The organism is Nitrincola tibetensis (assembly GCF_003284585.1).
Taxonomy (GTDB): Bacteria; Pseudomonadota; Gammaproteobacteria; order Pseudomonadales; family Balneatricaceae; genus Nitrincola; species Nitrincola tibetensis.
In genome coordinates, this window is sequence record NZ_QKRX01000014.1 from 53408 (window position 1) to 79960 (window position 26553).

28 protein-coding genes and 1 tRNA gene are annotated in these 26553 nt (G+C 45.5%); 13 read left to right on the forward strand and 16 right to left on the reverse strand.

Annotated elements, in window-relative coordinates:
• Window positions 1-40: 40 nt before the first annotated feature.
• Window positions 41-1141 carry an ABC transporter ATP-binding protein gene (locus tag DN062_RS15530; RefSeq protein WP_112160220.1) on the reverse strand — a complete coding sequence of 367 codons (1101 nt, stop codon included), beginning with the start codon at window positions 1139-1141 and terminating at the stop codon, window positions 41-43.
• 316 nt (window positions 1142-1457) lie between these two features.
• Between DN062_RS15530 and DN062_RS15535 the strand changes: the two genes are divergently transcribed.
• Window positions 1458-2024 (forward strand): cupin domain-containing protein, encoded by a 567-nt coding sequence (locus DN062_RS15535; RefSeq protein WP_112160221.1) that lies wholly within the window; start codon window positions 1458-1460, stop codon window positions 2022-2024.
• Window positions 2025-2104: 80 nt separating this feature from the next.
• Window positions 2105-2443: a thiol-disulfide oxidoreductase DCC family protein gene (locus tag DN062_RS15540; protein ID WP_112160222.1), complete on the forward strand. Its 339-nt coding sequence runs from the start codon at window positions 2105-2107 to the stop codon at window positions 2441-2443.
• 27 nt (window positions 2444-2470) lie between these two features.
• On the opposite strand, the gene DN062_RS15545 is transcribed toward DN062_RS15540, so the two are convergent.
• The 3 genes from DN062_RS15545 to DN062_RS15555 all read right to left on the reverse strand — a co-directional run bounded on the left by DN062_RS15545 (window position 2471) and on the right by DN062_RS15555 (window position 4628).
• Entirely contained in the window at window positions 2471-2671 is a 201-nt protein-coding gene (locus DN062_RS15545) for a (2Fe-2S)-binding protein (protein ID WP_112160223.1), read from the reverse strand.
• Between the two features lie 165 nt (window positions 2672-2836).
• Window positions 2837-4147, reverse strand: a complete 1311-nt coding sequence (locus tag DN062_RS15550) for a DASH family cryptochrome (RefSeq protein WP_112160224.1) — start codon at window positions 4145-4147, stop codon at window positions 2837-2839.
• 103 nt (window positions 4148-4250) lie between these two features.
• Entirely contained in the window at window positions 4251-4628 is a 378-nt protein-coding gene (locus DN062_RS15555; RefSeq protein WP_112160225.1) for a DUF4168 domain-containing protein, read from the reverse strand.
• Between the two features lie 202 nt (window positions 4629-4830).
• Between DN062_RS15555 and DN062_RS15560 the strand changes: the two genes are divergently transcribed.
• The 4 genes from DN062_RS15560 (at window position 4831) to ppnN (ending at window position 9748) form a co-directional block, all read left to right on the forward strand.
• Window positions 4831-6288 (forward strand): sensor histidine kinase, encoded by a 1458-nt coding sequence (locus tag DN062_RS15560; protein ID WP_112160226.1) that lies wholly within the window; start codon window positions 4831-4833, stop codon window positions 6286-6288.
• Window positions 6285-7685 (forward strand): sigma-54-dependent transcriptional regulator, encoded by a 1401-nt coding sequence (locus tag DN062_RS15565; protein ID WP_112160227.1) that lies wholly within the window; start codon window positions 6285-6287, stop codon window positions 7683-7685. The genes DN062_RS15560 and DN062_RS15565 overlap by 4 nt, the downstream gene beginning before the upstream one ends.
• A gap of 136 nt (window positions 7686-7821) precedes the next feature.
• Window positions 7822-8313, forward strand: a complete 492-nt coding sequence (rfaH, locus tag DN062_RS15570) for a transcription/translation regulatory transformer protein RfaH (protein ID WP_112160228.1) — start codon at window positions 7822-7824, stop codon at window positions 8311-8313.
• Between the two features lie 58 nt (window positions 8314-8371).
• Window positions 8372-9748, forward strand: coding sequence for a nucleotide 5'-monophosphate nucleosidase PpnN (gene ppnN, locus DN062_RS15575; protein ID WP_112160229.1), 1377 nt, complete (start codon window positions 8372-8374; stop codon window positions 9746-9748).
• A 10-nt stretch (window positions 9749-9758) separates the two neighbouring features.
• Here ppnN and DN062_RS15580 read toward each other — a convergent pair whose 3' ends face one another.
• The 6 genes from DN062_RS15580 to DN062_RS15605 form a co-directional block, all read right to left on the reverse strand.
• Window positions 9759-11423, reverse strand: coding sequence for an AMP-binding protein (locus DN062_RS15580; protein ID WP_162301315.1), 1665 nt, complete (start codon window positions 11421-11423; stop codon window positions 9759-9761).
• Window positions 11424-11459: 36 nt separating this feature from the next.
• Window positions 11460-12248 carry a class II glutamine amidotransferase gene (locus tag DN062_RS15585; protein WP_112160231.1) on the reverse strand — a complete coding sequence of 263 codons (789 nt, stop codon included), beginning with the start codon at window positions 12246-12248 and terminating at the stop codon, window positions 11460-11462.
• 7 nt (window positions 12249-12255) lie between these two features.
• The gene (locus DN062_RS15590) at window positions 12256-12750 is read right to left on the reverse strand and encodes a bactofilin family protein (RefSeq protein WP_239995812.1); all 495 of its coding nucleotides are present in this window, start codon (window positions 12748-12750) and stop codon (window positions 12256-12258) included.
• Window positions 12699-13634 (reverse strand): M23 family metallopeptidase, encoded by a 936-nt coding sequence (locus DN062_RS15595; RefSeq protein WP_112160232.1) that lies wholly within the window; start codon window positions 13632-13634, stop codon window positions 12699-12701. Before DN062_RS15595 ends, DN062_RS15590 begins: the two co-directional genes overlap by 52 nt.
• 91 nt (window positions 13635-13725) lie before the next feature.
• Entirely contained in the window at window positions 13726-15495 is a 1770-nt protein-coding gene (locus tag DN062_RS15600) for a DEAD/DEAH box helicase (RefSeq protein ID WP_112160233.1), read from the reverse strand.
• A 166-nt stretch (window positions 15496-15661) separates the two neighbouring features.
• Entirely contained in the window at window positions 15662-16156 is a 495-nt protein-coding gene (locus DN062_RS15605) for a 3'-5' exonuclease (RefSeq protein WP_156460565.1), read from the reverse strand.
• Window positions 16157-16288: 132 nt separating this feature from the next.
• Here DN062_RS15605 and DN062_RS15610 point away from each other — a divergent pair, with 132 nt between their 5' ends.
• On the forward strand, window positions 16289-16789 hold the full coding sequence (locus DN062_RS15610) for an FKBP-type peptidyl-prolyl cis-trans isomerase (RefSeq protein ID WP_112160235.1): 501 nt from the start codon (window positions 16289-16291) through the stop codon (window positions 16787-16789).
• A complete protein-coding gene (locus DN062_RS15615; RefSeq protein WP_112160236.1) occupies window positions 16782-17243 on the forward strand; it encodes an ATP-dependent zinc protease family protein in 462 nt (153 codons plus the stop codon). Before DN062_RS15610 ends, DN062_RS15615 begins: the two co-directional genes overlap by 8 nt.
• A gap of 21 nt (window positions 17244-17264) precedes the next feature.
• On the opposite strand, the gene DN062_RS15620 is transcribed toward DN062_RS15615, so the two are convergent.
• From DN062_RS15620 to DN062_RS15630, 3 genes are read right to left on the reverse strand one after another with little or no spacing between them, the layout of a single operon-like run.
• Complete coding sequence (locus DN062_RS15620; protein WP_112160237.1) at window positions 17265-18218, reverse strand: alpha-L-glutamate ligase-like protein; 954 nt, start codon at window positions 18216-18218, stop codon at window positions 17265-17267.
• Window positions 18215-19732 (reverse strand): inactive transglutaminase family protein, encoded by a 1518-nt coding sequence (locus DN062_RS15625; protein WP_193483902.1) that lies wholly within the window; start codon window positions 19730-19732, stop codon window positions 18215-18217. The genes DN062_RS15620 and DN062_RS15625 overlap by 4 nt, the downstream gene beginning before the upstream one ends.
• A gap of 36 nt (window positions 19733-19768) precedes the next feature.
• A complete protein-coding gene (locus tag DN062_RS15630; protein WP_112160239.1) occupies window positions 19769-20533 on the reverse strand; it encodes an ATP-dependent zinc protease family protein in 765 nt (254 codons plus the stop codon).
• A 232-nt stretch (window positions 20534-20765) separates the two neighbouring features.
• Here DN062_RS15630 and DN062_RS15635 point away from each other — a divergent pair, with 232 nt between their 5' ends.
• On the forward strand, window positions 20766-21080 hold the full coding sequence (locus tag DN062_RS15635; protein WP_112160240.1) for an HPF/RaiA family ribosome-associated protein: 315 nt from the start codon (window positions 20766-20768) through the stop codon (window positions 21078-21080).
• A 51-nt stretch (window positions 21081-21131) separates the two neighbouring features.
• Here the strand turns inward: DN062_RS15635 and DN062_RS15640 are convergent, their stop codons facing one another.
• Both DN062_RS15640 and DN062_RS15645 read right to left on the reverse strand, forming a co-directional pair.
• Window positions 21132-21680 (reverse strand): glutathione peroxidase, encoded by a 549-nt coding sequence (locus DN062_RS15640; protein WP_112160251.1) that lies wholly within the window; start codon window positions 21678-21680, stop codon window positions 21132-21134.
• A 57-nt stretch (window positions 21681-21737) separates the two neighbouring features.
• The gene (locus DN062_RS15645) at window positions 21738-22634 is read right to left on the reverse strand and encodes a LysR family transcriptional regulator (protein ID WP_112160241.1); all 897 of its coding nucleotides are present in this window, start codon (window positions 22632-22634) and stop codon (window positions 21738-21740) included.
• Between the two features lie 106 nt (window positions 22635-22740).
• Here DN062_RS15645 and DN062_RS15650 point away from each other — a divergent pair, with 106 nt between their 5' ends.
• From DN062_RS15650 to DN062_RS15660, 3 genes are all read left to right on the forward strand, one after another.
• Entirely contained in the window at window positions 22741-23337 is a 597-nt protein-coding gene (locus DN062_RS15650; RefSeq protein ID WP_112160242.1) for an FMN-dependent NADH-azoreductase, read from the forward strand.
• A gap of 22 nt (window positions 23338-23359) precedes the next feature.
• A complete protein-coding gene (locus DN062_RS15655) occupies window positions 23360-24205 on the forward strand; it encodes a pirin family protein (RefSeq protein WP_112160243.1) in 846 nt (281 codons plus the stop codon).
• Window positions 24206-24485: 280 nt separating this feature from the next.
• A complete protein-coding gene (locus tag DN062_RS15660) occupies window positions 24486-25556 on the forward strand; it encodes a PilT/PilU family type 4a pilus ATPase (protein ID WP_112160244.1) in 1071 nt (356 codons plus the stop codon).
• Window positions 25557-25576: 20 nt separating this feature from the next.
• Here the strand turns inward: DN062_RS15660 and DN062_RS15665 are convergent, their stop codons facing one another.
• Window positions 25577-26293, reverse strand: a complete 717-nt coding sequence (locus DN062_RS15665; RefSeq protein WP_112160245.1) for a hypothetical protein — start codon at window positions 26291-26293, stop codon at window positions 25577-25579.
• 184 nt (window positions 26294-26477) lie between these two features.
• Here DN062_RS15665 and DN062_RS15670 point away from each other — a divergent pair.
• Window positions 26478-26553 (forward strand) — tRNA-Glu (locus tag DN062_RS15670).

A 26553-nucleotide genomic window follows, 5' to 3' on the forward strand; every position in this document is an offset into this window, starting at 1 on the left:
CTCTCCATACAATTAAATAGTGCATCTAACAGTGAGTGACTTACTGGTAATCTAACGCGCGCACATCCTGATCACTCCATCCGAGTTGAATGCGATCACCCGCTTTCAAGTTTGGACAAAGCTCATTGACAGGAACTTTTACATAAAATTGATCGTTGCCTGCCAATTCGCATCGAAGTCGCAAGTGATCCCCTAAATAAATAAACTCATGCAGGGTGGCGTTAAACTGGTTCTCTAAGTTCATATGCCCTGAGTTCAACCTGACACGCTCTGGGCGAATCGAGAGTTGCGTTTTGTCTCCGCTTTTGAGGTTGTTCCCAGCAAGTGCACGGGTTGTAAAACCATCACCAAAGCTGACTTGGCAAGTATCTTGCTCTTTCGATTGAATTTTGCCAGGAAGCGTATTGTTCTCGCCGATAAACTGGGCAACAAAGGAGTTTGCAGGGTATTCATAGAGATTGTTTGGCGTGTCGATTTGTTGAATCACGCCATCGTTAAATACCGCAACACGGTCCGACATGGTCAGGGCTTCTGATTGGTCGTGAGTAACAAAGACAACCGTTAAGCCTAATTGCTGATGCAGATGTTTAATTTCTAACTGCATGTGCTCTCTGAGTTGTTTGTCAAGAGCTCCCAGAGGTTCGTCCATTAGCACCAGTTGCGGCTCAAATACTAGCGCACGTGCAAGCGCAACACGCTGTTGCTGGCCACCCGATAACTGAGAAGGGCGACGGTGTGCAAACTCTTTGAGTTTGATCGTGGTTAGAATTTTGTCGACCTTTTCTTTGGCAATTGCTTTGGAGATTTTACGAGTTTTCAGTGGGTAGAGTAGATTTTCTTCTACCGACATGTGGGGAAATAATGCATAGTTTTGGAAAACCATGCCGATGTTGCGTTTGTGCGGAGGTAAGGTGTTTAATCTTTCTTGGCCCAGAAAAATGTCACCACTGGTGGGTGTTTCAAATCCTGCAAGCATCATTAGGCAAGTCGTTTTTCCTGAGCCAGAAGGGCCAAGTAAGGTAACAAACTCGCCTTTCTTTATGTTCAGGTTTAGATCTTTGACAACTAGATGCTCGCCATCATAGGTTTTCTGTACGCCTGAGAAACGAACCAAAGGTTCCATTTCCGTCGTTAGTTGCATATTCTTCTCCTACTGTGTTGGTTAAGGCCAACTTGTTAATTATTATTGACAGCGAGGACGAAAAATAACACTCCACATGGAAGAGTGGGTATTATAATTGTATTTCCTGTTTTTATTAGGAAAGAAACTGTCAGTTATCAGGTTTGTTAGCATGATTTGTGCCAGTTTTCTTTCCGTACATGATAAGTATTACGAATCATGTGTTAAGTTTATTTATCGCATATTTTGAGTCTACTCTGCAAGTGGAAAATGTGCACAAGCGTGGTGCTTGGTGGAATTGTATGAACCAAAATAATGCATCAAATAGGTGGTGTAAATGAGCAGTCCAGGTAGTAAAGATGAGTTTGATTTAGGTGCTCAGCTTCGTTTTGTTCGCCAGAATGCAGGTTTGTCGCAACGGGAGCTTGCCAAGCGGGCAGGTGTAACGAATGCAGCGATTTCCTTGATTGAAAACAATCAGAGTAGCCCTTCCGTATCCTCTTTGAAAAAGATCCTTGAGGTGATACCTATTTCTTTGACAGATTTTTTCTCGTTAGAGGCTCCTGAAGAGAGTCGGGTCTTTTTTAAAGCGAATGACTTAATGCCCATTACACAAGGCGAAGTAAAGTATCGGCAGGTCGGTGATATGCGCTTTCATAATCTGCAAATATTGCATGAGCACTATGCTCCCGGTGCAGATACTGGGCGGGCGATGCTTCAGCATGAGTCTGAAGAAGGTGGAATCGTCATTTCAGGATCGATTGAGTTGACGGTAGGTGATCAAAAAATGATTCTAAAAGAAGGTGATGCCTATTTATTCGATAGCCGAAAGCCGCATCGTTTCCGAAACCCCGGTAAAGATGTGTGTGTCATCATCAGTGCATGCACTCCGCCTTATCTCTAAAAGAGCCTTGCATCAGCTATGAGGAGGAGATCTTTATACATACTCCCTGCGTAAAGGATAAAAAGCAAAGGAGATGATTAATGACCGATGCAATGCCCAAGCTGTTTTATGATGGCAATTGTCCGCTGTGTGAAAAGGAAATATGTTATTTAAACCCGAAGCTATTAGGAAAAATTGCTCTGATTGATATCAGTGAGGTGGGTTTTGAGGGGTGGGGCGGTGTGAGTAAGCAGGCGATGATGAAGAAAATTCATGTCTGGACCGGCCAGAATTTCTTAATTGGCTTGGATGCAACGCTTTACTACTGGCGCTTGGCAGGCTTGTCTTTGCCCGCTAAATTGTTAAGCCTACCAATTGTCTACTCAATTGCCAATGCGGGCTATAATATTTGGGCGCACTGGAGGTATCGACGTCTTTAGATTATGTTGTAAAAGGAGCGCTTCGACTTAAAGCGAAGCGTCTTGAGCTAAATCGAATTGACTTTCAGATTGGTAGCTGCGAATGACATCGCGTGCAATGCACACACATTTTCCACAGCAATTGCCGACGCTTAAGTTCTTGTTGAGATCCTTAATGCTGGACATGCCTTCGCTGAGTGCTTGGCGAATATCGCTATCAGTCACATTGTTGCAAATACAAACATACATGGCTACTGAACCTCAGTGTTAAAGTATATGCAAATGATAATGCTTATCGGATAAATTGCAATGAAGATTTATTAATTGTTAGTGTATGATCGATAAAGAATTGCAATTGTTCCAGCACACTTCCTATTAAGTCGTGTGCTGGGTCTTTCATCTCAGTGAATTTCGTTATTGAATTGGCCAATCAGCCGCATCCACAGAATGGCTGGGCAGAGTTTGTTTATCTCCTTGCCAGCGCTTAATAAACAAGGATTGGGGGTCGTAAGTTTGAGCTTGTTTGTCGATATTGAAGTGCCTTAAACCTCTCGGATCTGCTCCAACACCTGCCAAATATTGCCAGTTCCCCCAGTTTGATGCAGCGTCATAGTCAATCAAGTGCTGTTCGAACCAGTCGGCGCCATAGCGCCAGTCGATTTCCAACTCATTAATTAAGCAGCTCGCGGCAATTTGACGGCCTCTGTTGGACATATAACCCGTTGCACGTAATTGCTTCATGCAGGCATTGACGAGTGGGAAGGCGGTTGTCCCCTCGCACCATGATTTAAAACGTTGCGGATAAAAACTTGTGAGGGGTTTGCGTGACTTAATCCCTTTAAACTGGAAAAGCTTTGCACCGTGCTTAAGGGCATACCATTGAAAATACTCGCGCCACAGGAGTTCGAAATAAATCCAATAGGTCGAATCGTTAGCACCATGCACTTTTTCATAAGTTAGAAGCCTTTCGTAAATACGTTTAACCGAAAGGCAGCCAAGTGCTAACCAAGGTGAGAATTTGGTTGAATATTCCCATTGGTCCAGGGCATTGCGTGTTTCTTTATACTCAGAGGGTGCAGAAGATGCGAAATACTGATGCAAGTGGTGGTCGCCTGCTACTTCTCCACCCTTAAATTGCGAGACGTTGTTTTCCCTAAAGGGAAGATGGCTCGGCCATTCACTTTTGTTGATAGGTGATGTCGGTAGCTGAGTTGGTCGATCGTAAGGAGCTAAAATTGTACGGGTTTCAATGCGTTTTCTAAATTGGGAAAAAATATCGGGTAAGTCTTCAAGCGAGAAAGGTAACTCGTTACGTGACCAGAGGGTGTTTGATTCGTACTCTTCAAACTTTATGTACGGATAAGACCGCTTGAGTGTCAGCCAATAGTCTTGTTCGTTCCAGCCAACATTTAAACTGCGAAATACAGCCGTGATGTCATGCTGAGTAATGAGCTGAGCAATGACGTCTTTTGCAGACTCAAAACGTATGAGAAGTTGTTGTCCGTAAGACTTTAAGGTGTTTGTAAGACAAGTGATCGACTCTTTTAAAAATTGCCATCGCGGTGCACCAATGGGGTGATGGCTAAAGTGGCCGGATGAAAAGAGTGCTGGGTCAATGCAGTAAACACAAACTAAGCTATCGCAGGATTCTATGGCTTTGAGTAGAGCCGGATGATCGTCCACTCGTAAATCGTTTGTGAATAAGAAGAGATGATTGGCTTTCATAGTCGGCCCCAATGCATAAAGGTTTACTTACGATCAGCCTTTATGATTGGAGCCTCGCCTTCGTTTAATTACCCATATGACTCAAAGGAGATCATAGGTTTGATTAGTTAACGGACTGTTCCACTCGGTCACGTAATTCCGGTTGTGTTTGAACGGCCATGGCAATGGCATTGTAATGTTCAACGGATAGGCCTGCTGCCTCAACAGTTTCAACCATTTTGCTGCCAGCTTCTTGCTGGAGCTCTGCTGCTTCGTCAGGATTGGCTGCAGATGCTAAACGATCCGCGTATTCGTTACGAATACCATCCAGTTCATTTTGAACAGCAATGAATTTTTCAATGTCAGCGTCAGTAAAATTAGACTCTTGATGCTGGGTCGTATGAGGTTCTTCATTTGTCGGATAGCTTGTCTCTGCAAATACCGCAGGGACCATCGTAAAGCTTAACAATGCAGTTATAAGACCAGCGTTAAGAATTTTCATAATTTAACTCCTTTTGTTGATTTCACATTAGATATAGCGATAACCGTGCCAATCTTGAAAAGATTGAATTAATATATTGATTTATAATGATTTTATTATTTTAATTGATTTTTAAGGCTGGCTGGCAAGGCTTTAAATTACCGGAATTGTGTGTCATTATGACTCATGTGTCATAAAATCCTAGTATGTGGGAGGTATTTTCATGCGATTTCCGCTGATGTTTTCGAGTTTAAAGCGAGTGTTGATTCTGCAAGTCGTTGCACCCGTGTTGATAATGCTCGGTGTGATTTTGGCGGGTGGGCAAATGGTGATTGAGTCTTTTATTGAAGAGAGAATGCAGCGTGATCTGCAACTGGTAGCACGGGCGATTTATCTGCCTGTCAATCAAGCATTGGAGCGTCAGGACCTCGAGCAACTTGAAGAAAGCTTAGCGTCAGTGTTTGGTATTACTGAAGTCTACGGTGCGTATTTATTTGATACGGAAGGCAATCGACTGATTAGCTTTGGTGCCGTTAATCCAACTAAGCGGCAGGCAACTACTGCATTAGAGAAAACATTGGTTGGGGAGTTTGCACATTACGAAAGAATTCGTGGGCGCAATGTGTATTCATTTTTCTTACCCCTGTTTGACGCGGGAGGAGCGCCAAGTGGTTTGCTGCAGGTGACGCGTCGTCGTAGTGATATGGATCAGGCATTGGTGACGATTCAATACGCTTCCTGGGGCGGTTTTACGGCAGTTGCGCTATTAATCTTGGCCGTTTTAATCTATGCGCATCAGCGTGCGGTGGGACGACCGATTGAAAGTTTATTAACCAGTATGCGAAAAGTCGAGCAGGGAGATGCGTCTCATCGGGCAGAATTGACGGGGCCTACGGAAATTCGACAGCTTGCTAATGGTTTAAATGGGATGCTGGATGCAATGAAAGCCGCTGAGGAGCGTGAAGTCGCACAACGAAAAGCGCAAACCTTAATGTCTGATCGACTCAGGCAAAGTGAGAATATGGCATCATTAGGGCAAGTGTCGGCAGGTGTGGCACATGAGTTGGCCGCACCTTTAACCGTGGTGGATGGTCGTGCTCGGCGCTTACTCAAACGTGCGCAGTCGGCTGATGATCAGCGCGAACTTGAAGATATTCGCCATCAAGCGGGTCGTATGACATCAATCATTCAGCAATTATTAACCTTTGGGCGCGCTTCGAGTGCTTCACAGCAGAGTCTGTCTGTCCGTTCTTGGGTGCATCACGCTCAAGCAATTGTTGCAGAAGAGGGGTACCTCGTTGATGTGATTGAGGCCGATGATATCTCGATTCAAGGTGACCCTTTGGGGCTGGAGCAGGTGCTGATTAATTTGCTGAGAAATGCGCGGCAGGCATGTCCTCAAGGGCAAGTACAGGTTTCATGGCAGTTATTGGATGAGGGTAACACCTTAGCACTTTGGGTTGACGATGAGGGTGAAGGGGTTGATGAAGAGATGAGAAACCAGCTATTTGATCCCTTTGTTACCACAAAGCTTCCAGGGCAAGGCAGTGGCTTAGGCTTGGCAATCGTAAACCGAGTGATTAAAGAGCATCAAGGCCGCATTGAAATCAGTGAGAGTGCGTTGGGCGGTGCACGTTTTTTAATGACCTTACCGATTTTAGTAGAAGGGGATGTTTCATGAGTGCAGCACAGGTCGGCGCGACAGTTTTAGTATTGGAAGATGACAAAGGTCTTGCCGCATTAATTGCTGATGAGTTGGATGCTCAAGGATACACCCCCTTAATCCATTATCGATTGCAGGATGCGCTTCAGGCTTTGAGTCATGATACTCCCTCGTTGATTGTTACCGATTTGCGTCTACCTGACGGAAAAGGAATGGATCTGGTTAGGTTTGTCAATGAGCGTTGGTCCGAGAGTGAGCGGCCAGGTCTCATTGTGATTACGGCTTTTGGCAGTGTAAAGCAGGCGGTTGAGGCTTTACAGGCAGGTGCAGATGACTTTATTACCAAACCTCTGGATATGGACCACTTTTTATTGAGTGTCCATAAAACCTTGCAGACACGACAGCTACAAGATGAATTGCACCGCTACCGAAAGCTCTCAAAAGACAAGGGTTTTCATGATATTTTTGGCTCCAGTCAGGTGATGCGAAATCTGTTTAATCAGATAAAAGTCATTGCTAGGGCGCAGGGGCCTGTTTTAATTGTTGGTGAAAGTGGAACAGGTAAAGAACTGGTTGCAAAGGCCATTCATGCTGAAAGTGACCGTGCACAAGGGCCTTTTTTAGCAGTGAACTGTGCGGGGATACCTCAGGATTTGTTAGAAAGTGAGTTTTTTGGGCATGCTGTAGGTGCGTTTACCGGAGCAAAAGGGGCTCGCAAAGGTCTATTGCAAGAGGCCAATGGGGGTACGTTATTATTGGATGAAATTGGTGAAATGCCGCTGACCCTGCAAGCTAAGTTGCTTAGAGCGCTTCAGGATGGTTCTATCCGTCCAGTCGGCCAAGACACAGAAGAGCATGTTGATGTCAGGGTGTTAGCTGCGACACATCGAGACTTACTATCCAAGGTCAGCGATGGCAGTTTCAGAGAAGATCTGTATTATCGATTAGAAACCTTTAGTCTTACGGTGCCTGCGTTACGAGAGCGAGAAGATGACTTAGAGGCGTTGGCCGCACGTTTTATGCAAACGCTTGCTATCTCGCAGCAAAAGCCGATTCAGGGATTTAGTAAAGACGCCTTGGCTCTGATTAAGTCTTATGATTTCCCAGGCAATGTCCGTGAGTTGCAAAATGTGATTGAGCGAGCAGTGACTTTTTGCAGTCATGCCTATATTCAAGTTGATGATTTACCATCTCGGCTTTTAAATCCGAGCAAAGTTTCCACGCAAGACGAAAGCCATGTTGTTGGTATTGAGCATCAACTTTTATCTGGAAGGGTCTTGCCAACGTTAGAGGAGTTGCAGCGGCGTTACATTAACCACGTACTCAACGAAGTGGATGGAAATAAGCGTCGCGCAGCTGCTTTACTGGGTATTGGTCGAAGAACTCTATATCGCTGGCTGGATGAGGATGAATAGCAAAGGTTTTTTTTCAATAACCTTTGCGGTAACATCTTGTTTAGAGATCGAATATTCGTATAGGAAAGCTGAGTGGTCGGGCCATAGGTTTTGGCGACGCAAGCCACTCAGTGATCAAGTGATCAGGAGGGGTCAAATGAGCGGGCGAGAATGGTATCTAGTGCAATGTAAGCCCGGGGAGACCCTCAGAGCACAGGAAAATCTAGAAAATCAAGGGTATGAATGTTACTTACCGATCCACGAGTGCGAAAAAATTCGAAACCGTAAGCGTGTGATTTTGCAGGAGCCACTGTTTCCGGGATATCTGTTTATTTATCTTGATAAATCAATGGATAATTGGCAGCCCATACGCTCAACAAGAGGCGTATCGAGAATGGTATCCTTTGGTGGATACCCGCTCTCAGTTAATCATCGGATAATCTTTGAGCTTAAGCGTCGTTGTTCATCCATCCAAATGGCTAAGACATTAGAGAAGGGAGAGTCAATTCGTATTACTGAAGGTGCTTTTAAAGAAATTGAAGCAATCTTTGAATCATTTGATGGTGAAGAGCGCGTCGTGATTTTATTAAATGTGTTGCATCAACAACAAAAGATTACCTTGCCAGTGACAAGTATCAAAAAAGCCTAAGGTATTGGGTTCTTGATTTTGAACGTTAATACTTTTCTGATGTTAAAAGGAGGTCATTATGATGACCGAAACGTTTGTAAACGCTAATGTCACCCCTATTAACAGTTTAAATACGCTTTCTCCTTTCGAAATTGCCCGTTTGCAGGATCGTAGCAATAACGGCTTGTATGCTTTGTTCCGTCAATGCACTCTTGCTGTGTTGAACACGGGGAGTGAAATGGACAGTACGCGCCAAGTACTTGAGCGCTATCGTAATTATGACGTCAACATTAGTCAGAAGTATCGAGATTTGCAGTTAGAGCTCATTAATGCGCCCGCATCTGCTTTTGTCGATGGTGAGATTATTCAGGGGATACGGGAGCATTTGTTCTCCGTATTACGTGATTTGCTCTATATCCAGGACGATATAGAAAGCTGCTGTGATGGATTGACTGAATCGGAAACCATTAGCAATCATGTTTTTCATATATTGCGGCATGCAGGTGCGATTCGTCCCCGTATTAAACCAGATATGGTTGTGTGCTGGGGTGGGCACTCAATTAGTCGTTTTGAGTATGAATACACGAAGAAGGTGGGTTACGAGCTAGGTTTACGCAAGCTCAATATTTGTACAGGCTGTGGCCCAGGGGCAATGAAGGGGCCGATGAAAGGCGCCACAATCGCACATGCTAAGCAGCGCATGGATAGAGGTCGTTATCTCGGAATCACCGAGCCTGGCATTATCGCAGCGGAATCACCGAACCCAATTGTAAATGAATTGCTGATTATGCCGGATATCGAAAAACGGCTTGAGGCGTTTGTTCGTGTTGGACACGGAATTATAGTCTTTCCGGGTGGGGCAGGTACCGCAGAGGAGATTCTGTATATCCTCGGTATTTTGTTACGCGACGAAAATCAAGCTATGCCTTTTCCTTTAATCTTTACAGGCCCTGCTGGTAGCGAGTCGTATTTCAATACGGTTGATCGTTTTATTCGCACAACACTTGGTGAGCGTGCTGCTTCGTTCTACGAGATTATTGTCGATGATGCTCACTTGGTTGCACAACGTATGCGCGAAGGTTTAAATGAAGTGACGCTGCATCGGCGCAAGTATGGTGAGTCCTACCATTTCAATTGGCAACTAAAGATTCCTTATGAGCTGCAGTTACCGTTTGAGCCTACCCATGAAAATATGGCGAATCTAAATTTGTCTATGCATCAGCCAGACTATGAGTTGGCCGCTCAGCTACGACGTGCATTGTCTGGAATCGTTGCTGGGAATGTAAAAGAGCCAGGCGTCAAAGCAATTGAGGAGTTCGGGCCCTTCCAGTTAACAGGGGATCCACAAGTCATGGATGCGTTGAATGAGTTGTTGAGTGCATTTGTTCAGCAACGTCGCATGAAAATCAATCACGAGGACTACGTGCCTTGTTTTGCGTTGGCGCACCGTAGCTGAGTTTGATGAGTCACTGAGTTTTGCTCACGCTTTGTTTTGCATCATTTAACGCTTGCTCGCGCAGGACTCGTCGTAATACTTTTCCGACGGGGCTGCGTGGTAAGCTTGTGCAAAACTCAATCGATTTAGGAACCTTGTAGCTTGTTAAGCGCTCTTTGCAGTAGTCCCTGACTTGCTGTCCACACATTTTGGGGTGGCGGCTGATCACGAACAGCTTAATTTTTTCTCCTGTATGTTCATCAGGTAAGCCAATAGCTGCGCAGTCTTCAACCTCCGGCATGGCGTTGACGATATTTTCGATTTCGGTTGGATAGACTTTAAAGCCCGATACGTTAATCACTTCTTTGCTTCGATCAACAATGCGCAACACATTGTGCTCATTGAGCATGCCAATATCACCCGTTGCGAGCCAGCCATGTCGTGTGATCACTTTTGCTGTTTCTTGAGGCTGTTGCCAGTACCCTGCCATTACTTGAGGGCCTCGCACTTCAATCTCACCTATCTCGCCACGTGGTAGAATCTCACCGAGAGGTCCGACAACACGCACTTGAGTTTGGGGCAGCAAAGGCCCAGTTGTTCCAAGCTGGACCTGATCCGGTAAATTAACGCTTACCACCGGCGAGCATTCCGTGAGACCGTAGCCTTCTGCGATAGAGCATCCCGTGATCGTTTCCCATTGCTGGGCTAAACTTGGAGTCAACGCCATTCCGCCTGAAATGGTGATACGTAACGCATTAAAGTTGAGTTTTGTAAAATACGCATGATGGAGCAGTGCTGAAAAAAGAGGATTGATTCCTGAAAAAATAGTGGGTTTTTGCCGTTTAAAAAGCTTAACTAATCCTGCTATATCGCGCGGATTGGGAACTAGTTCGGTACGGCAGCCGATGCTGAACAATGACAGTGTCAGCATAAATGCGTACACATGGTAGATTGGCAGGGGTTGTATTAAGCGTTCCTGCCCTTGTTGTGTATAGTGTTGCAGCAGTTCGTTCAGTTGAGCTAGGTTGGAGATTAAATTGCCATGGGTCAACATTGCGCCCTTGGCAATACCTGTGGTGCCTCCTGTGTATTGTAAGAGAGCAAGTTGATCGCTTGATATTTCAATAGGTGTAAAGTCTTCAGCTCGGGATTTCTGTAAGAGTCGAGGTAGTGAAATAGCATTGCTCAAATCAGGCGTGCAATAGCGTAGTTTAAAATGCTTCAAGTAGGCGTTGAGAAGTAAGCGCTTTGGGGAAGTATGCAGGTCGGCAAGCTCAGTTAAGATAGTCCACCTAACCTGAGTATTTGGCAATATTTTGTTTAGATCTTTCGCGAGCGGTGTGAAAGCAACAAGGGCCTTAGCACCGCTATTAATGAGTTGGTTTTCAAGTTCGCTTGGCGTATAGAGCGGGTTGGTATTGACAACAACCAAGCCGGCTTTGAGCGCACCGAACAAGACCACGGGGTATTGAATAATATTGGGGAGTTGTATCGCAATTCGATCACCCGGTTGAAGTTGGGTGTTCTGCTGGATCCATGCCGCAAAGCGCTTAGCTAGATCATCTAACCTACTAAAGCTTAATTCTGCCCCAAGGTGAGAAAATGCAGGTTTCTCCGAGAATCTCAATACGACTTGGTCAATAACCTGATTCAGGTTTTGATATTGAGCATGAGGCAGATCGGTTATAGTTATCATGATTTCCCCTCCCATAGCTACATCAATTGTCGTACTTCAAGACAAACTATGCAAATGTCTTACAGGAATACCCTCAATAAAAATCACCATTTCACCGGTTTCGTAACGATTCCAGTTTTCATTATTGGTTAATGGCTCTGTTGCGATGACAGTGACGATGTCGTTCGGCGTTGTGACGGCTTCAAAATTGACCGCCATTTCACAATCACTAAGACGTGCTTCACCAAAAGGAGAGCGTCTCGTGATCCAAGAGAGCTTGCTGCTGCAGTAGGTAAAAAGAAGCGTTGACTCACTCAGTAGCATGTTAAATACACCCAGCGATCTGAGAGTTTCACAGCGCTCATGGACAAACTGAATGAGTCGGTTCATGTCTTGGGGAGGTGTGGGGAAGTGATGTCGGATTTCGCCGAGCAACCAGCAAAATGCAAACTCGCTGTCGGTTGTGCCAACAGGCAGATAATAGTTCAAAGGCCATGAAAATAGTGCAGGGTCGAGTTGCCCGTTATGCGCAAAGCACCATTGTCGTCCCCATAACTCACGGCTAAATGGATGAGTGTTTTCTAAGCTAATATTGCCAACGTTCGCTTGCCGGATGTGACTAATGACGGTACAGCTTTTGATGGGGTATTCCGCGATTAAGCGTGCAATTTTTGAGTCGACACTAGGGGCGGGGTCATGGAAAGTTCTGAGACCTTTTCCTTCATAAAATGCAATTCCCCAACCATCTTTGTGTGGGCCTGTTCCTCCGCCTCGGTGCATTAGTCCCGTAAAACTGAAGCAGATGTCCGTTGGAACATTCGCGCTCATGCCTAATAGTTCACACATAGGTCAATTACTCTTGTTTTGTTAAGGTAATACGATCAGGGAGCGAGTCTATGAGTTGCATGGCGTTATCAATCATCAACTCGCTAGAGGTGTAAGTTGAGTGCTGCTCTTTGGGTTTAGATCGCTCAGATACATCTGCAGCCAATAATGCATCGGGTAACGTGCGCTCGCCAATAAAGCTACCATCGTTGTCGATTTGTAATTTTGCGCAGCACAGGCGTCCATTAACGGTGCCGCCTTTCTCGATATGGAGATTGTCGCAGATAATTTCACCTTCTAGGCGTCCATTAACATAAATGGTTTTAGCAAAAATTTGCCCCGCTACTAGGCCATTACGGCCGATGGAAATATCATCAGTTGAGTGCAGGCTGCCTTCGAATGTGCCATCAATATGCATTTTACCACTGATGACGGTATCACCATAAAAACGGTTACCTTCAGCGATAATGGTTACTGCGGACCCGCCTGATTTAGCGGATATATGGCGCTTAATGATTCCCACGGAATATCCTCTACGGCGTTAAAAATATATTCAAAATTACTCAGTCCCCAGCGCGCAAAAGGATAAGGGTCTAAAGGAGTGAGTAAGTGTCGCACTTCGTAATGTAAGTGTGGGCCTGTTACGCGTCCTGTCTTGCCAACGGTTCCAATGAGCTGACCTTTATGGACATACTGCCCTTGTGCGATCTTTATTTCATTTAAATGAGCATAAAAGGTTTTAAAGCCGAAATTATGCTGCAATATGATGAGATTACCAAATCCTGAACCAGACTCCAAACCTGCTCGCTCAACTATACCGTCTGCCGTCGCGTAAATTGGTGTTCCAATCGGCGACGGGAAGTCAATGCCGTTGTGTTGGGAGCGGCGTCGTGAAATAGGGTGTACACGTTCACCAAACCCAGAGCTGATTTTGGCACCTTTAACAGGTAGGCCGTTTGGTATTGAGTGCAATAAAAATAAGCGCTGCAGGGCTGCGGCTTTGAGAAGGTCTGTTCGCTCCTCAGGTGAAATAGGGTTCTCGGGTGATTGTATAATCCCTAGTATTGACTCCATCTCATTTAAATCGGCATCTAGGCGAATCACTTCTTCTTCGAGCTGATATTTTTCATAAAAAGTTTCGGTGAAGAGCTCGCTCAGTTCAATCAGGTTTTTCATATAGGATTGCTGAGTACCTAGAGCTTCGATGTATTGCTCTTCAAGCACGAGTTTTTCTTGCGCGAGTCCGTTGAGGTGATCTCGGGTTTTAACAAGAAGGAGGTTTGAAACAAAAAAGCTTAATGCGGAGAGAAGAAGAAAAAGCCCCACTATATACTTAGCGAGTTGATTGAGCGTGTACTGTTTTGAACCACGTACGGTGGTTAGGGTAATGATTAGCTTCTGACGCAAACGAATAACCTAGACATAGTAAAAGGCATAGCTCTAAGAGCTATGCCATACAATTAAGGCAGAGATATGTCCCTAGTTCTGCCTCATTTTTCTAGCGTGCTCTAGCACCTGTAGCATTGCTTGGGCGCTTTCCACTCGTTGGAGCGCGTCGCTTGCTTTTGTTACCTGGTGCGCTGGTGCGATCAGAGCTTCTTTCCTTTCCATCTTCAACCCATGGGCGGATGTTGAGGGCTTGACCACAGATACGAGCACGCTTGAGCGTCTGCATTGTATCTGGCGTGATACCTGTCGGTAAGTCAACGGTGCTGAACATTTCGCTAATGTCAATGCGGCCAATGTATTGGCTCTCGACACCGGCTTCATTCGCTATGGCGCCAACAATATTGCCTGGCTTAACTCCGTGTTGGTAACCAACACCAATCCAGTAACGCTGCATCCCTTCAGAGGGGGCATCATTACGTGGCGCACCGCGACGAGGTTTTTCGTCACGAAGAGCTTCGCGTGGACGCTTTTCACGTGTTGGAGCTGGCTCGCGCTCGTCCATGAACAGAGGCTTATCATTATACATAAGCTTAAGTGCGGCGGCTGCGATTTGCTCTGGCGTGAGCTCTCCAGAGTCAGTCAAGGTCTTTATAATCGACGTAAACTGATTAGCCTCTTTACTTTCAGCGGCTGCAATCAATTGGTTTTGTAAACGTTGAACGCGCAGCTCATTGATTTGCTTAGCTGTAGGTAGATCAAGCATTTCAATGGGTGAGCGTGTTGTGCGTTCGATTTGTTGCAAGAGTCGCTGTTCGCGAGGCGCAACAAATAATACGGCGTCGCCGCTACGTCCTGCACGACCTGTACGACCAATTCGGTGAATATAGGATTCAGCATCGTAAGGGATATCGAAGTTGATAACGTGGGTAATACGCTCGACATCTAGGCCACGTGCAACAACATCCGTTGCGATAACAATGTCCAAGTCACCGCGTTTTAGCTTATCAACAACACGCTCACGCTGTGCTTGCGCGATATCGCCGTGAAGTGCAAATGCTGGGAAGCCAGCACGAGTCAATTGCTCTGCCACTTCTTCGGTTGCATTTTTAGTTCTGACAAATACCAATACACCTTCATGCTCACGAAGTTCGAGTAAGCGAGTTAAGGCCATGATTTTCGTCATGCCACGTACAGTCCATACGCGTTGACGAATAGTGCTGGCCGTCGCTGTTTGGCTAGCAATCTTAACAACGGCTGGATTGGTTAAGTAGTTATCAGCAATGCGACGAATCGCTGGTGGCATTGTGGCTGAAAAGAGAGCGATTTGGCGCTGAGCAGGTGTGTGCTCAAGGATCCATTCCACATCGTCAATAAAGCCCATGCGCAGCATTTCGTCTGCTTCATCTAGAACTAGTGTTTGCAGTTTATCGAGCGCTAGCGTGCCACGACGGATGTGGTCCATCACTCGGCCGGGTGTGCCGATGACGACATGTGCACCGCGGCGAAGGCCACGCAGTTGCTCATCGTATCCTTGACCACCGTATATTGACAGAGTGCGGATACCATTCAGATGCTTTGAGTACTTCTCGCACGCAGTGGCAACCTGAAGTGCTAATTCACGCGTCGGTGCTAGGATCAGCAACTGCGGATAGGTTTTAGATGGATCAAGGCGTTGCAACAAAGGGAGTGCAAATGCCGCGGTTTTACCTGTACCTGTTTGAGCTTGGCCTAAGAGGTCGCGTCCTTCCAAAAGAGGAGGAATGGAGCCTTCCTGGATAGGGGATGGGGTTTCATAACCCACGTCGTTAAGTGCTTCAAGAATAGGTGTAGAGAGGCCCAAGTCACCGAAAGTGGTGGGGCGAATATCAGTATTCGACATGCTGTGATTTTTTACCTGGTAGAAGAGAGGTGTTTCGTGAAACGTGCCGCTCAGTTAGCTTAGCAAAGAGGCGGGCCGCACACATCAGCAGCAGTGCCTCAGAAAAGAACCTGTATTGTACTTGAAGCAAATACCTTTGTCTATACTATCTGCGAATCATATTCGTCTACTCATCAAGAAAGGGCCTGAGTGCCTGGCCGATCATTCTGGCATCCGCTAATGCTCTATGGGGGCGTTCTTGGATGTCTAAGTGGCGATTTAGCTGATTTTGCTGCTCGGGTGTCAGAAAAGAATAAAAGCCACTGACTTTAAACCGCATGGGCTTAGCGGCCTTGTCAAACAAGCGTTGTAGCCACATAAAATCAAAGTCAGGTGCATCGGAAATTACAATTTGAGCGATGCTCTGATTAAGTCTGTCGCAGGCTTCCCGGAGATTGATGCCATCTTTCTCAAGCAGTTTGCGTGAGATGTTATGAATCGACTCTGCATTGCTATCCCAGTATTCCCAAGCTGGGTCTGGCTTGATTAGAAAGCTGATAGACGCATCAGGGTTTTTGGTGTCATAAACGCCTATTTCAATAGGGTAGGATAAATCTGGATCGAGACCTGATGCCTCAATATCAATCACTTGCATGCGTGAATAGCCTGTAGTTATATACACTTATTACTTTTTGGTCGGCGTTAGCTTATCATCAGCTGTTGGCGTAGTAACAACTTTTTAAAGTAGTTTGCCTTATTTTGTGTGGTGCCTTTGCTGTGCATCAAATGTTAACTTATTAGGATTGGTTTCTGTATGCAAACGATACAGTCAGATGCAGTTGTTAGTTTTTATTATACATTAAAAAATGAACAGGGTGAGGAACTTGAATCTAATCAAGGTCATACCCCTATGGCGTATCTGCATGGCCATAACAATATGATCCCCGGATTAGAAGCTGCGATGGAAGGTCATGCAGTTGGTGATGAGTTTACAGTGACGTTATCGCCGGAAGAGGGCTACGGTGTTCGTGAAGAGGGGCAAGAAATTAAAGTGCCTGTTAAACACCTGCAAGGCTTGCCACAAGGAAGTAAAACTTGGAAGCCTGGCATGATTGCATTGGTTGAAACCGATCAAGGTCAACGCCACGTGACGGTTGTTAAAATGGGGCGCTTCATGATTACAGTCGATACTAACCATCCTTTGGCTGGTCAGACCTTGTCCTACGACATCAAAATAGAAGGCATTCGCGCAGCGTCAAATGAAGAAATAGCTCACGGACATGCGCATGGGGTTGGTGGTCATCACCATGATTGATTCAGATGCGAAGGCGTCTGAGTTTGAGTTAGTAGGCTGGCGTGAGTGGGTTGCATTGCCAGAGCTTGGAGTGTCAAGCCTGAAGTGCAAAGTAGATACCGGTGCGAGAACATCCGCTCTGCATACTTTTCATATTGATGAGTTTCGAAAGGAAGGGCAGCGCTGGGTGAGGTTTGGTTTGCATCCGCAGCAAAAAAATACGCAAGTGGAAGTCTGGTGCGAGGCGCCTGTGAGTGATGTTCGTCAAGTTACGGATTCTGGTGGTCATATGACAGAGCGTTATTTTATAGTGACGCCATTGTTGTTAGGTTCGCACCGATTTGACGTCGAAATGTCCTTGACCAGTCGTGATAACATGTTGTTCAGAATGTTATTGGGGCGACAGGCCATGAAGCGCATGTTTTGCGTCAACCCTGCAGCATCCTATCTGCAGGGGAGGCCTAATCTGTCTTAATAAAGGGTGAGAGGTTGTTGACTAGATGCCTTGGCTGTGAAAAGTCGCGATGGCGTATTCAACTCGATCTTCAGCCAAACGGTGGGGTTTGCGAATCTTTTCGATATGACGCAGCCTTGGTAGTAACCCTTTGCCGTTGGCAACCTGAATAGATAAGCCGGGGCGAGCATTCAACTCTAGCAGTTGTGCGCCTCGGCTTTTATCTAGAACAATGTCCGTTCCGATATACCCTAAATTACTCATCTCGTAACAACGTGAAGCCAGCAATAGCATGTTTTTCCAGTCCGGAATTCTCAAATCACCCAATGGCATTTTTGTATCGGGATGAAGTGTGATTGGGCTGGAAAATTGAACTGCTTTAAGTCCTTGGCCAGTGGCGATGTCTAACCCAACACCAACAGCGCCTTGATGAAGGTTTGCCTTGCCATCAGATGCGTGTGTAGCAAGCCTCAGCATTGCCATGACAGGATAGCCTCTGAAAACGATTATGCGGATGTCCGGTACGCCCTCATGGGAGTAGCCTTTAAATGTATCATCAAACTCGATTAAATCTTCAATAATGGCGACGTCGGGTGCGCCGCGCAATGAGTAGAGACCCGCTAAGGTATTGGTCAGGTGGCGACGTATGTCTTCAATGCTGACTTCGGTGCCTGAGGATTTGATAAACTGATTGCCTCTGCGTCCTATGATGACCAATATACCTTTGCCACCTGAGCCGCGTGAGGGTTTGATGGCAAATCCATTCAGAGCCATAAGCCTGTCTTCTATATGGCCTATTTCATGCTGAGTTTTTACAACAAAGCGCAGCGTAGGGGTCGCAACGCCATATTCTTCAGCTAAGAGTTTGGTTTTTAATTTATCATCGACCAATGGGTAAAAACGGCGAAGATTATAGCGGCCGATAAAGTCAACATTGCGGCAGTTCATGCCTAAGATGCCTGCTTTGGCAAGCTTGAATGGACTGACCCATTTCATGCTTTGTCTTCCTCTACCATGGCTCTAAAGCGACGCAATTCGGATAGTTTGTATCCGGTGTACTGTCCCATTAACATGATAATGGCCAAGATGATCAAGTTAAGTTCTGGGAAGTTAAAGCTCAAATGGCCGGATAGAGGCAGTTGCATGAGTAGATAAGCGAGCACTGCGACGAATAGACTGCCTCCGCCTTGAGTAACTACTTCACGTGGGCCTTCTTCTTCCCAGAGAATTGACATGCGCTCAATGGTCCAAGCAATTATGATCATCGGGAAGAAAGTGATCGTCATTCCAGTGCTAAAGCCGAGCTGATACCCAACGAGACTTAGAAAAGACACTAAAAATACCACTAACACGACTAGCGTTGCTATACGCGATACCAGCAATAGGTTTAGGCGCGAAAGGTAGGTGCGTATGACTAACCCCATAGCAACGATGCTAATAAAGCTAACTAATCCCAGTACCAAGGACGTTTGTAAAAATGCCAAGGCAATTAGAATTGGCATAAAGGTTCCAGACGTTTTTAGGCCAACAATAATGCGCATAAAGACGACAACCATTGCTCCAAGCGGCAGTAAGAACAGGAGCTTAAACATGCTTTGTTCTTCGATTGGTAGAGTGTGGACCCCTAACCAAGCAAATCCTTGTCCAGCAAACTGGCTTTGTGAAAGCTCTAGTGCCGGTAATGTCTGCTCAATCATGGAGAAGCTAACTCTGGAGTTGACACCCCCAACAACATCGAGCAGCGAGTTTGAACCGCGTTGCCAGAGCAAAATATCTTCCGAGAGTCCCTGCTGCCCAGTGCTCGGGTCGAACACAAGCCAACGGTCTTTTGCGAAAATTTCAATCACGGGGGTGAGTGACTGTCGACGCCTAGCATCTTCAAGCTGGAGTCCCATTGAAATTCGAGCAGGAATGCCCGCTTGATTTAAGAGCTTGTCCATAACAATCACAGGGGATTGATTGGCGAGGAGTAGCCCTGTGTTTTGCCCCGGCTCAGGGTTGAGTAGTAAGCGCATGAGTTCGCGGGTGAAACTCTCGGGCGAACTGGATTTATTTTGAGCCATTTCGATCACGTATTCGGCAGCCGTAGCCTCAGGGCCATCCCAAAAGACAGCTTGAGGAGTCGGCATGACATCGACAAGATCAGTGTCTAGGTCTTTTGAGCGAATCAGTTGCGCTTTGTAGTAGAGTGTCTGCGCGCCGGAGGTGGTATTTTTTGACCACTCGCCACGACGTCTCCCGTCATTTTCTATAATTGAAAATCCATACCCAGGTGAAGCGGCTACTTCGTTCAGGATCGCATACCCGGGTGGATTGTCGGGTAAATCTAAGCTGGCAAGAACTGGCGCATTTTGTGAGTTAAAGTCAACACGAGCTTCAATTAGCCAGACTTTTTCCTGCTGTCCGGGTAAAAAAGGAATGCCAAGTTGAACGTGCCTAAGTAGGGCTGTACACAGCCCTGTGAAAATTAACAATGCAACAATTGTGTAAAACGGAACTCGGGATACCATGCGGATACCTGTCTAAAAAGCCTGAAGAGTTGAGGCTTAAGGTGTGGTCTGATTAATATTCAGTGGTGCAATATTTTGTTTGCTAACATCAACCACCATTAGGTCTCTCAAAATATTGCGTCCTATGAGAAGGGGGTAATCTAAATGGCTGCGATCCGTTAATGTAAACTCCGCTGTTTGCGAAATATTGCCTAGTGTAAAGTGTAACTCGATTACTGGTCTGCGCTCGTACTCGTCAGTAATTGACTGGCTGATTCGAACAACACGAACAACTTGACGTTCGAATGTGGCATCGTCCCCAGTGGTGGGGTGAACAAAATCAAAGCGAACCCAACGTTTACCATCGCGCTCAAAAAAGTTGATGTTGCGTGCATCAATAGAAGAAGTTGTGGCGCCTGTATCGATTCGAGCAGGTAACACAACGTCAATATTGGCGAGATAAACACGCTCGGTTTCTCCGACAAGTTGTTTCTCTAGACCACCAAGCACAAGTGTACCTGATCCCCCTTGCGGAGGGCAGACTAAACGTGGTTGGGGAGCGCATTTCGGTGGTTCTACATGTGTTTTGATGGTGCTGGTGAGGCGTTCAATCATGCTTTCTGACAAAGCATCGTAAGATGACAGAATTTGACTCACAGCCAATTCTTGCTGCTCAGATAATGAAGAAATCTGATCAGATTGAGCCTCTAGCTTGTGATCAATCCTTTCAACAACACCTTCTTCGATGTACATGTGCCCAGGAGCACAGGCTGCCAATAAAGACGCAAGCGAGAGTGTTAACAGAGTGTGCCGAAAGTGCATCTAAAACTCCAATAGTGAGCTAAATTAAATTGGGCAGATTTTACTCGAAAATTGAACCAGTTAAAAATCAATCCATGACTTGTTGCAAAAAAATATTCTCAAATGGATGTTTTACGTGCGAAACGTTATTATTATCACTTAAAGCTAGTAGTGCTAATACACAGGAATTTTTTTCAAAATCAGTTATAATAAAAGTACGTTTAATACGTACCGTTCATACAAGGAGCTTTAAATGATAATTCAAGTCAACACCGATAGTAGTATCGAAGGCAATGAAGCCTTAAATGCCCACGTACAGGCCACTGTAGAAAAAGTTTTAGGGCGGTTCAGTGAAAAAGTTACTCGTATTGAAGTGCATCTTCATGATGAAAATGCCCATAAGTCCGGTGATAATGATAAGCGTTGCAATATAGAAGCACGTGTATCCGGTTTACAGCCTATTGCAGTATCTGACCACGCTGATACAACTGGTAAAGCGGTTAGCGGTGCTTGCGATAAAATGAAGAGCGCGCTCGAAAGTACATTGGGCCGTTTAGCAAATCACTAGTTTAGGTTGATTTGCTCCCCCGTCAATTTAGTTGACGGGGGCTTGCACTACTTAAAGTAAAGCCTCTATAGCATCTATTACTTCTCGTGAATCTGGGCGGGTTGTACTTGGAAATGCTTGGACAACCTTACCGTCACGATCAATTAGATATTTGTAAAAATTCCATTTAGGTGCATGAGTTTGCCTAGCCAGCTCTGCAAAAATTGGATGGGCGCTTGATCCTCGAACATTGATATGAGTGAACATATCGAACGTCACACCAAAATTCTGAAAACAAACACGAGCTGTATCGGCTTCATCTTTAGACTCCTGCAAAAAACTATTGGAAGGGAAGCCTGCCAGTATAAGTCCACGATCTTTGTATCGCTGATGTAGGGCTTCGAGTGCTTCAAATTGTCCTGTGAAGCCACAGTGACTGGCAGTGTTGATAAACAGCAATGGTCTTCCTTGATAATGCTCTTTTAAATGAACAACCTCACTGGAGTGTAATCGTTTTAGATCATGGTTCAGAAGTGCGTCGATAGGAGTGGACGTTTGAGCCGTAGAGGCTTGCGAAAACAGCATGATGCATCCTAAGACTAAATATTTAATGGTTGGCATTGTTTTACCTCGCGTTAACATTTTGACTTTTACGTCTAAATAATCATTTTGGATTTTTTAGGCTTTTTTGGTTGCTAAACAGTTTTGAATGACGGTTTTTAGCAGATTCGCCAAGCGCTTTACACCAGGGTGGGCATATTCACCATCGCTTAAAATTAGATAAATAGGAACTTCTCGCACGGCGCCACTGATTAAAGGTAGGGCTTTTAAGTTTCCCAATCTGAGAGCCTGTTCAATTTTGAGCGTGGGATACCAAGCAAACCCTAATCCTTGGCAGGCACTTTTAATAGATGTATGGACGCTACTAAATGTCCAGCGCTGATGAGCACCTAGCCAGCCTGCATCTAGCCGCCTTGAGCCTGAATCTTTGACAACGAGTTGTCGGTGGCTTTTTAAGTCATCAAGCGTTAAGGGGGTGGCGTGCTGGTGAAGGGGGTGTGCGGGGTGGGCAACCGCTAAAAACTGAATATTCAACAGAAACTGTCCAGTAAACCCAGGAGGGACGTGACCTCCTATCACTAAATCTGCCTCATGTCGCAACAATGCCTCATCGGTACCACTCAACGCACTTTCTACCAAGGTGATGCGAATCTGCGGGTGTTCGTTTGCAAATGCATTCAGAACAGACAGCATCAAGTCCTCCGGGAAAATGGTATCCATCGCAATTCGGATTTCGGGTTCCCAGCCTTGTGTAAAGTAATCGGCAAGTGTTTCGATGCGTTCTGCATTTTCCACTAACTGCCGTGCGTGTCTCAGCAGGGCTTCTCCGGGTGCTGTTAGGACGGCCTTTCGGCCATCAATTTTAAATACTGCAACACCAAGTGCAGCTTCTAACTTTGATATAGCGTAGCTAATCGCTGATTGGCTTTTGCGCAAAGCTTCAGCGGCCTGAGCAAAACCGCCTTCGTCGACGACTGCGATTAATGTCTGCCATTGTTCTAAAGTGGCCTTCATGGTTTAAACCTATCAGTTTTTTCGATCATATTTAACAGGATTTAGGGGTTTATCATTCATATAGTAGATAACATAATGCAGTAACTGAACTCAAGGAGATACCTAAATGAAAACATTACTTCAAGTTAAAAGCAGCATTTTTGGTGATCAAGGACAATCTGCGCAATTAGGCGCTGTGTTAATTGAAAAATGGAAAGCCGCATACCCTGAATCCGAAGTGGCTGTACGTGATCTTGTTGCAGACCCTATCGCGCACTTTGATATGTCCGTTATTTCCGCTCTGATGACCGAAGCAGAGGATCGTACGGATGAGCAGCGCGCTCTAGTGTCGCTGTCCGATAAGCTGGTGAATGAAATTGTATCAGTAGATGCGTTGGTTATTTCGGCACCTATGTACAACTTTGCTGTTCCTTCTCAACTCAAAGCTTGGGTGGATATGATTGCGCGTAACGGCGTGACATTCAAATACACTGAGAATGGTCCTGTTGGTTTGCTAGAAGACAAGCCTGTTTACATTTTGGCCACCCGTGGTGGTATGTATAAAGAGGCTGGATTGGATCATCAAGTACCTTGGTTAAAACAAATTCTGTCATTTATGGGTCTAAATCAAGTTCAAGTGATCTACGCTGAAGGCTTAAACATGGCTGAAAAAGAAGCGTCTCTCGCTGAAGCTCAGGAGATCATTGCAAGCATTTCAGTTTAAGCGCTAGGTTGGAGGAAAAGATATGCAATTACGTTCTATTAAAAAGGTTATCAATGCCATTGATAGCCAAGACGGTGCAGGTGTTAAACTCAAACGCAGTCTTGGGCAGCGTCAAAATATGAGGATCGATCCATTTTTGATGTTGGATATGTTTTCATCTGATAATCCTGATGACTATATTGCGGGTTTTCCTCCTCATCCTCATCGTGGATTTGAAACCGTTACCTATATGCTCGAAGGCAAAATGTTGCATAGAGATCATATGGGGAATGAAGGCTTGTTGTGCTCTGGTGGCGTACAATGGATGACAGCCGGCAGGGGCGTTATTCATGAAGAGCGTCCTCAGCAAGATCAAGGGCTGATGCGTGGGTTTCAGTTGTGGGTGAATTTGCCCGCTGCTGAAAAAATGAAGCCAGCAGCCTATCAAAATATTGACCCTGAAGAGGTGACCCGCTTTTCGTTTGAGGAAGGGGAGGCTAGTTTGGTCGCAGGCACACTGACATTGAATGGTAAGCACTATCAAGGGCCTGTTACTGGAATTGTGACGGCTCCTCTGTTTGTTGATTTCACGCTAGCGGCTAACTCAACGCTGGATGTCCCAGTGCCGGCAGAGCTTTCTGGCTTTATCTATGTGTTTGAAGGTAAGGCGCAAGTAGCTGATCAATCTTTGCGGACTCACGCGGCGTACGAGTTGGACTCTGGCGATAGTGTTCGTATAGAGGCAGGCGATGCAGGTGTGCGTTTATTGTTGATTGCGGCAAAGCCCATTAATGAGCCGGTTGTGCAATACGGTCCGTTTGTTATGAATACAACGGCTGAGATTGAGCAAGCCTTGCAAGACTATCGAGATGGTGTACTCACTCAATAGGTAGGTGAAGGGTATCGAGTCATCAAGCATTAGGCATGTAATGTATATGTCTAATGCTTTTTTATTGGAAGAAGAAGCCGTTGTGCTTCTTTCTAAGTACCTCTATGCAGCAGCTTCTTGCTCAGGGTTGTTGTATGCCTTCTTTAGTTTGTAGATAATTCGCTTCGATTAAAGGTTGCGAACATCTCTTGGATATCAGCGCAGTTCTTTATTTTAATTCATTCTAGTGGTCGCTAGATATTTGCTTTAACTTATTTTTACATTGAACTCGGTGATGTGAATGGCGGATTTGCACGGATACTTGAAACTCATGGTTGAGAAAAATGCATCCGATATTTTTTTCAGTAGTTACGCGCGTATTCAGATCAAAATTAACGAAGTTATGCGCCCTGTCGGCGAAAAGCGCCTATCTCCACTGACCGTTCGAGAGGCTATTTACAGCCTGATGACTGAGCGTCAAATTGAAGAGTTTGAGCGCGAATGGGAAATGAATTTTGCATACTCTTTAACGGGTGTCGGGCGCTTTCGTATTAATGTGTTTAAGCAAAGGGGCGATATTTCCTTCGTCATTCGCCACATTCGTAATCAAATTCCATCCATTAGTCAATTGAATCTACCATTAATTTTGGAAGATTTGGTGATGGAGCGAAGGGGATTGGTGCTTTTGGTCGGCGCGACGGGTTCGGGTAAGTCGACATCTCTCGCTGCGATGGTTCAAAGTCGAAATCTGCGAACGACAGGTCATATATTGACTATAGAAGACCCTGTTGAGTATTTGTTTACGAATAAAAAGTCGCTCATTAGTCAGCGAGAAGTGGGTATGGATACGCACTCTTACGCTCACGGTTTAAAGAATGCGTTGCGTGAGGCCCCTGATATGATAGTGATTGGTGAAATACGTGATAAAGAAACCATGTCACATGCAGTTCGTTATGCAGAGACTGGACATTTATGCCTATCAACCCTTCATGCAAATAATTCATCCCAAGCCATTGAGCGAATTCTGAGTTTTTTTCCAGAAGGGGATGCGCGAAAGTTACAGCTTGAGCTAGCTCAGAATCTGAAAGCAATTGTATCTTTGCGTTTGGTTAAAGGGATTGATGGAGAGCTTATTCCTGCTTCAGAGGTACTTATTAATTCACCTTATATTGCCAGTCTAATCAATCGCGGCGATTTAGGGAAAATTAAAGAGGCTGTTGAGCAAGGCGGTGATGGCTCTATGTTTACGTTTGAGGACTCTCTGTTTGCACTCTACGAGGCCGGTAAAATTAGCTACGATGAAGCGGTGTATAATGCAGACTCAAAAAATAACATGGCTCTGAAGTTAAAGCTCTTAGGTCGTGAGCCGTGAGCCGTGAGCCGTGAGCCGTTTTAGTGTCTATTTGTCTTTTCGACTTTTGCTTGACCCATAAGCGCTAGGGCCTCTGCCTCTAGTTTTGCAATCAACTGTCGGATGTTGGAAATTTGCTGAGACAGAGAGTGATCTTTATTAAGACGCTTAAGCACCATAAGCGCGCCTCTGAACTTGTGCAGCGCAACCCGCGGCCCATGATCCTCAGTTTGTTCCAATGCTTCTAGCAGCGTGATATCGACGCTGCAGCGCTTAAATCCTCGTTTTAAGTCCATTGCTAACGCGTAAGCCGTTGTCTGTTGAATTTGCTGAGTTTGGTGAAGTTGCGCAAGGATTTGGACGGATTCTCTGATCATCGCCCTAGCTTGCATAGCCGAGTTCCTGTCACTGAAATACGTGATGTTGTTTGCTGATAAGGGTAGGTCTGATGGTTCAACGCTTTCCATAGCCGTCAGTTCGTCTAGTTTGTATCGGTGTTTTTCACTTCTTTCGAGTTGAATGATGGTTTGCCAAATCCGTTTTAATGCATTAATCAGGCATGAGCGCAAAGCAGGCGTTTGGAACAAAACTGGGAGGTTGAGCAAAATGTGTTCTATGCCACGAGTTTGCTCAAGGAGGTTCAGTATTTTGATATGCCGCTCGCGACGTTGATCTTCTGCCTGCTGAACAGCAATTGCGGCGATTGTCATAATGGCAACGCCGATCAGTATCACAGCAGTGGTTTCAGTGGGGCCCATCCAAATCCTTACGCAGTTGTGTCTAACGATTTAATCTTACTCTAGAGTCTAGTCATTGATGTAATGAAAAATTTATTAATTTTTTTTAGAAATAAGGGTTGACGTAAAATAGTGTTATACGTAATATATGCGCCACTTCAGCAAGCAACTTAACTTGCTGAAGTGGCACGAAAGTGCAGGCTACGTCCCATTCGTCTAGTGGCCTAGGACACCGCCCTTTCACGGCGGTAACAGGGGTTCGAACCCCCTATGGGACGCCA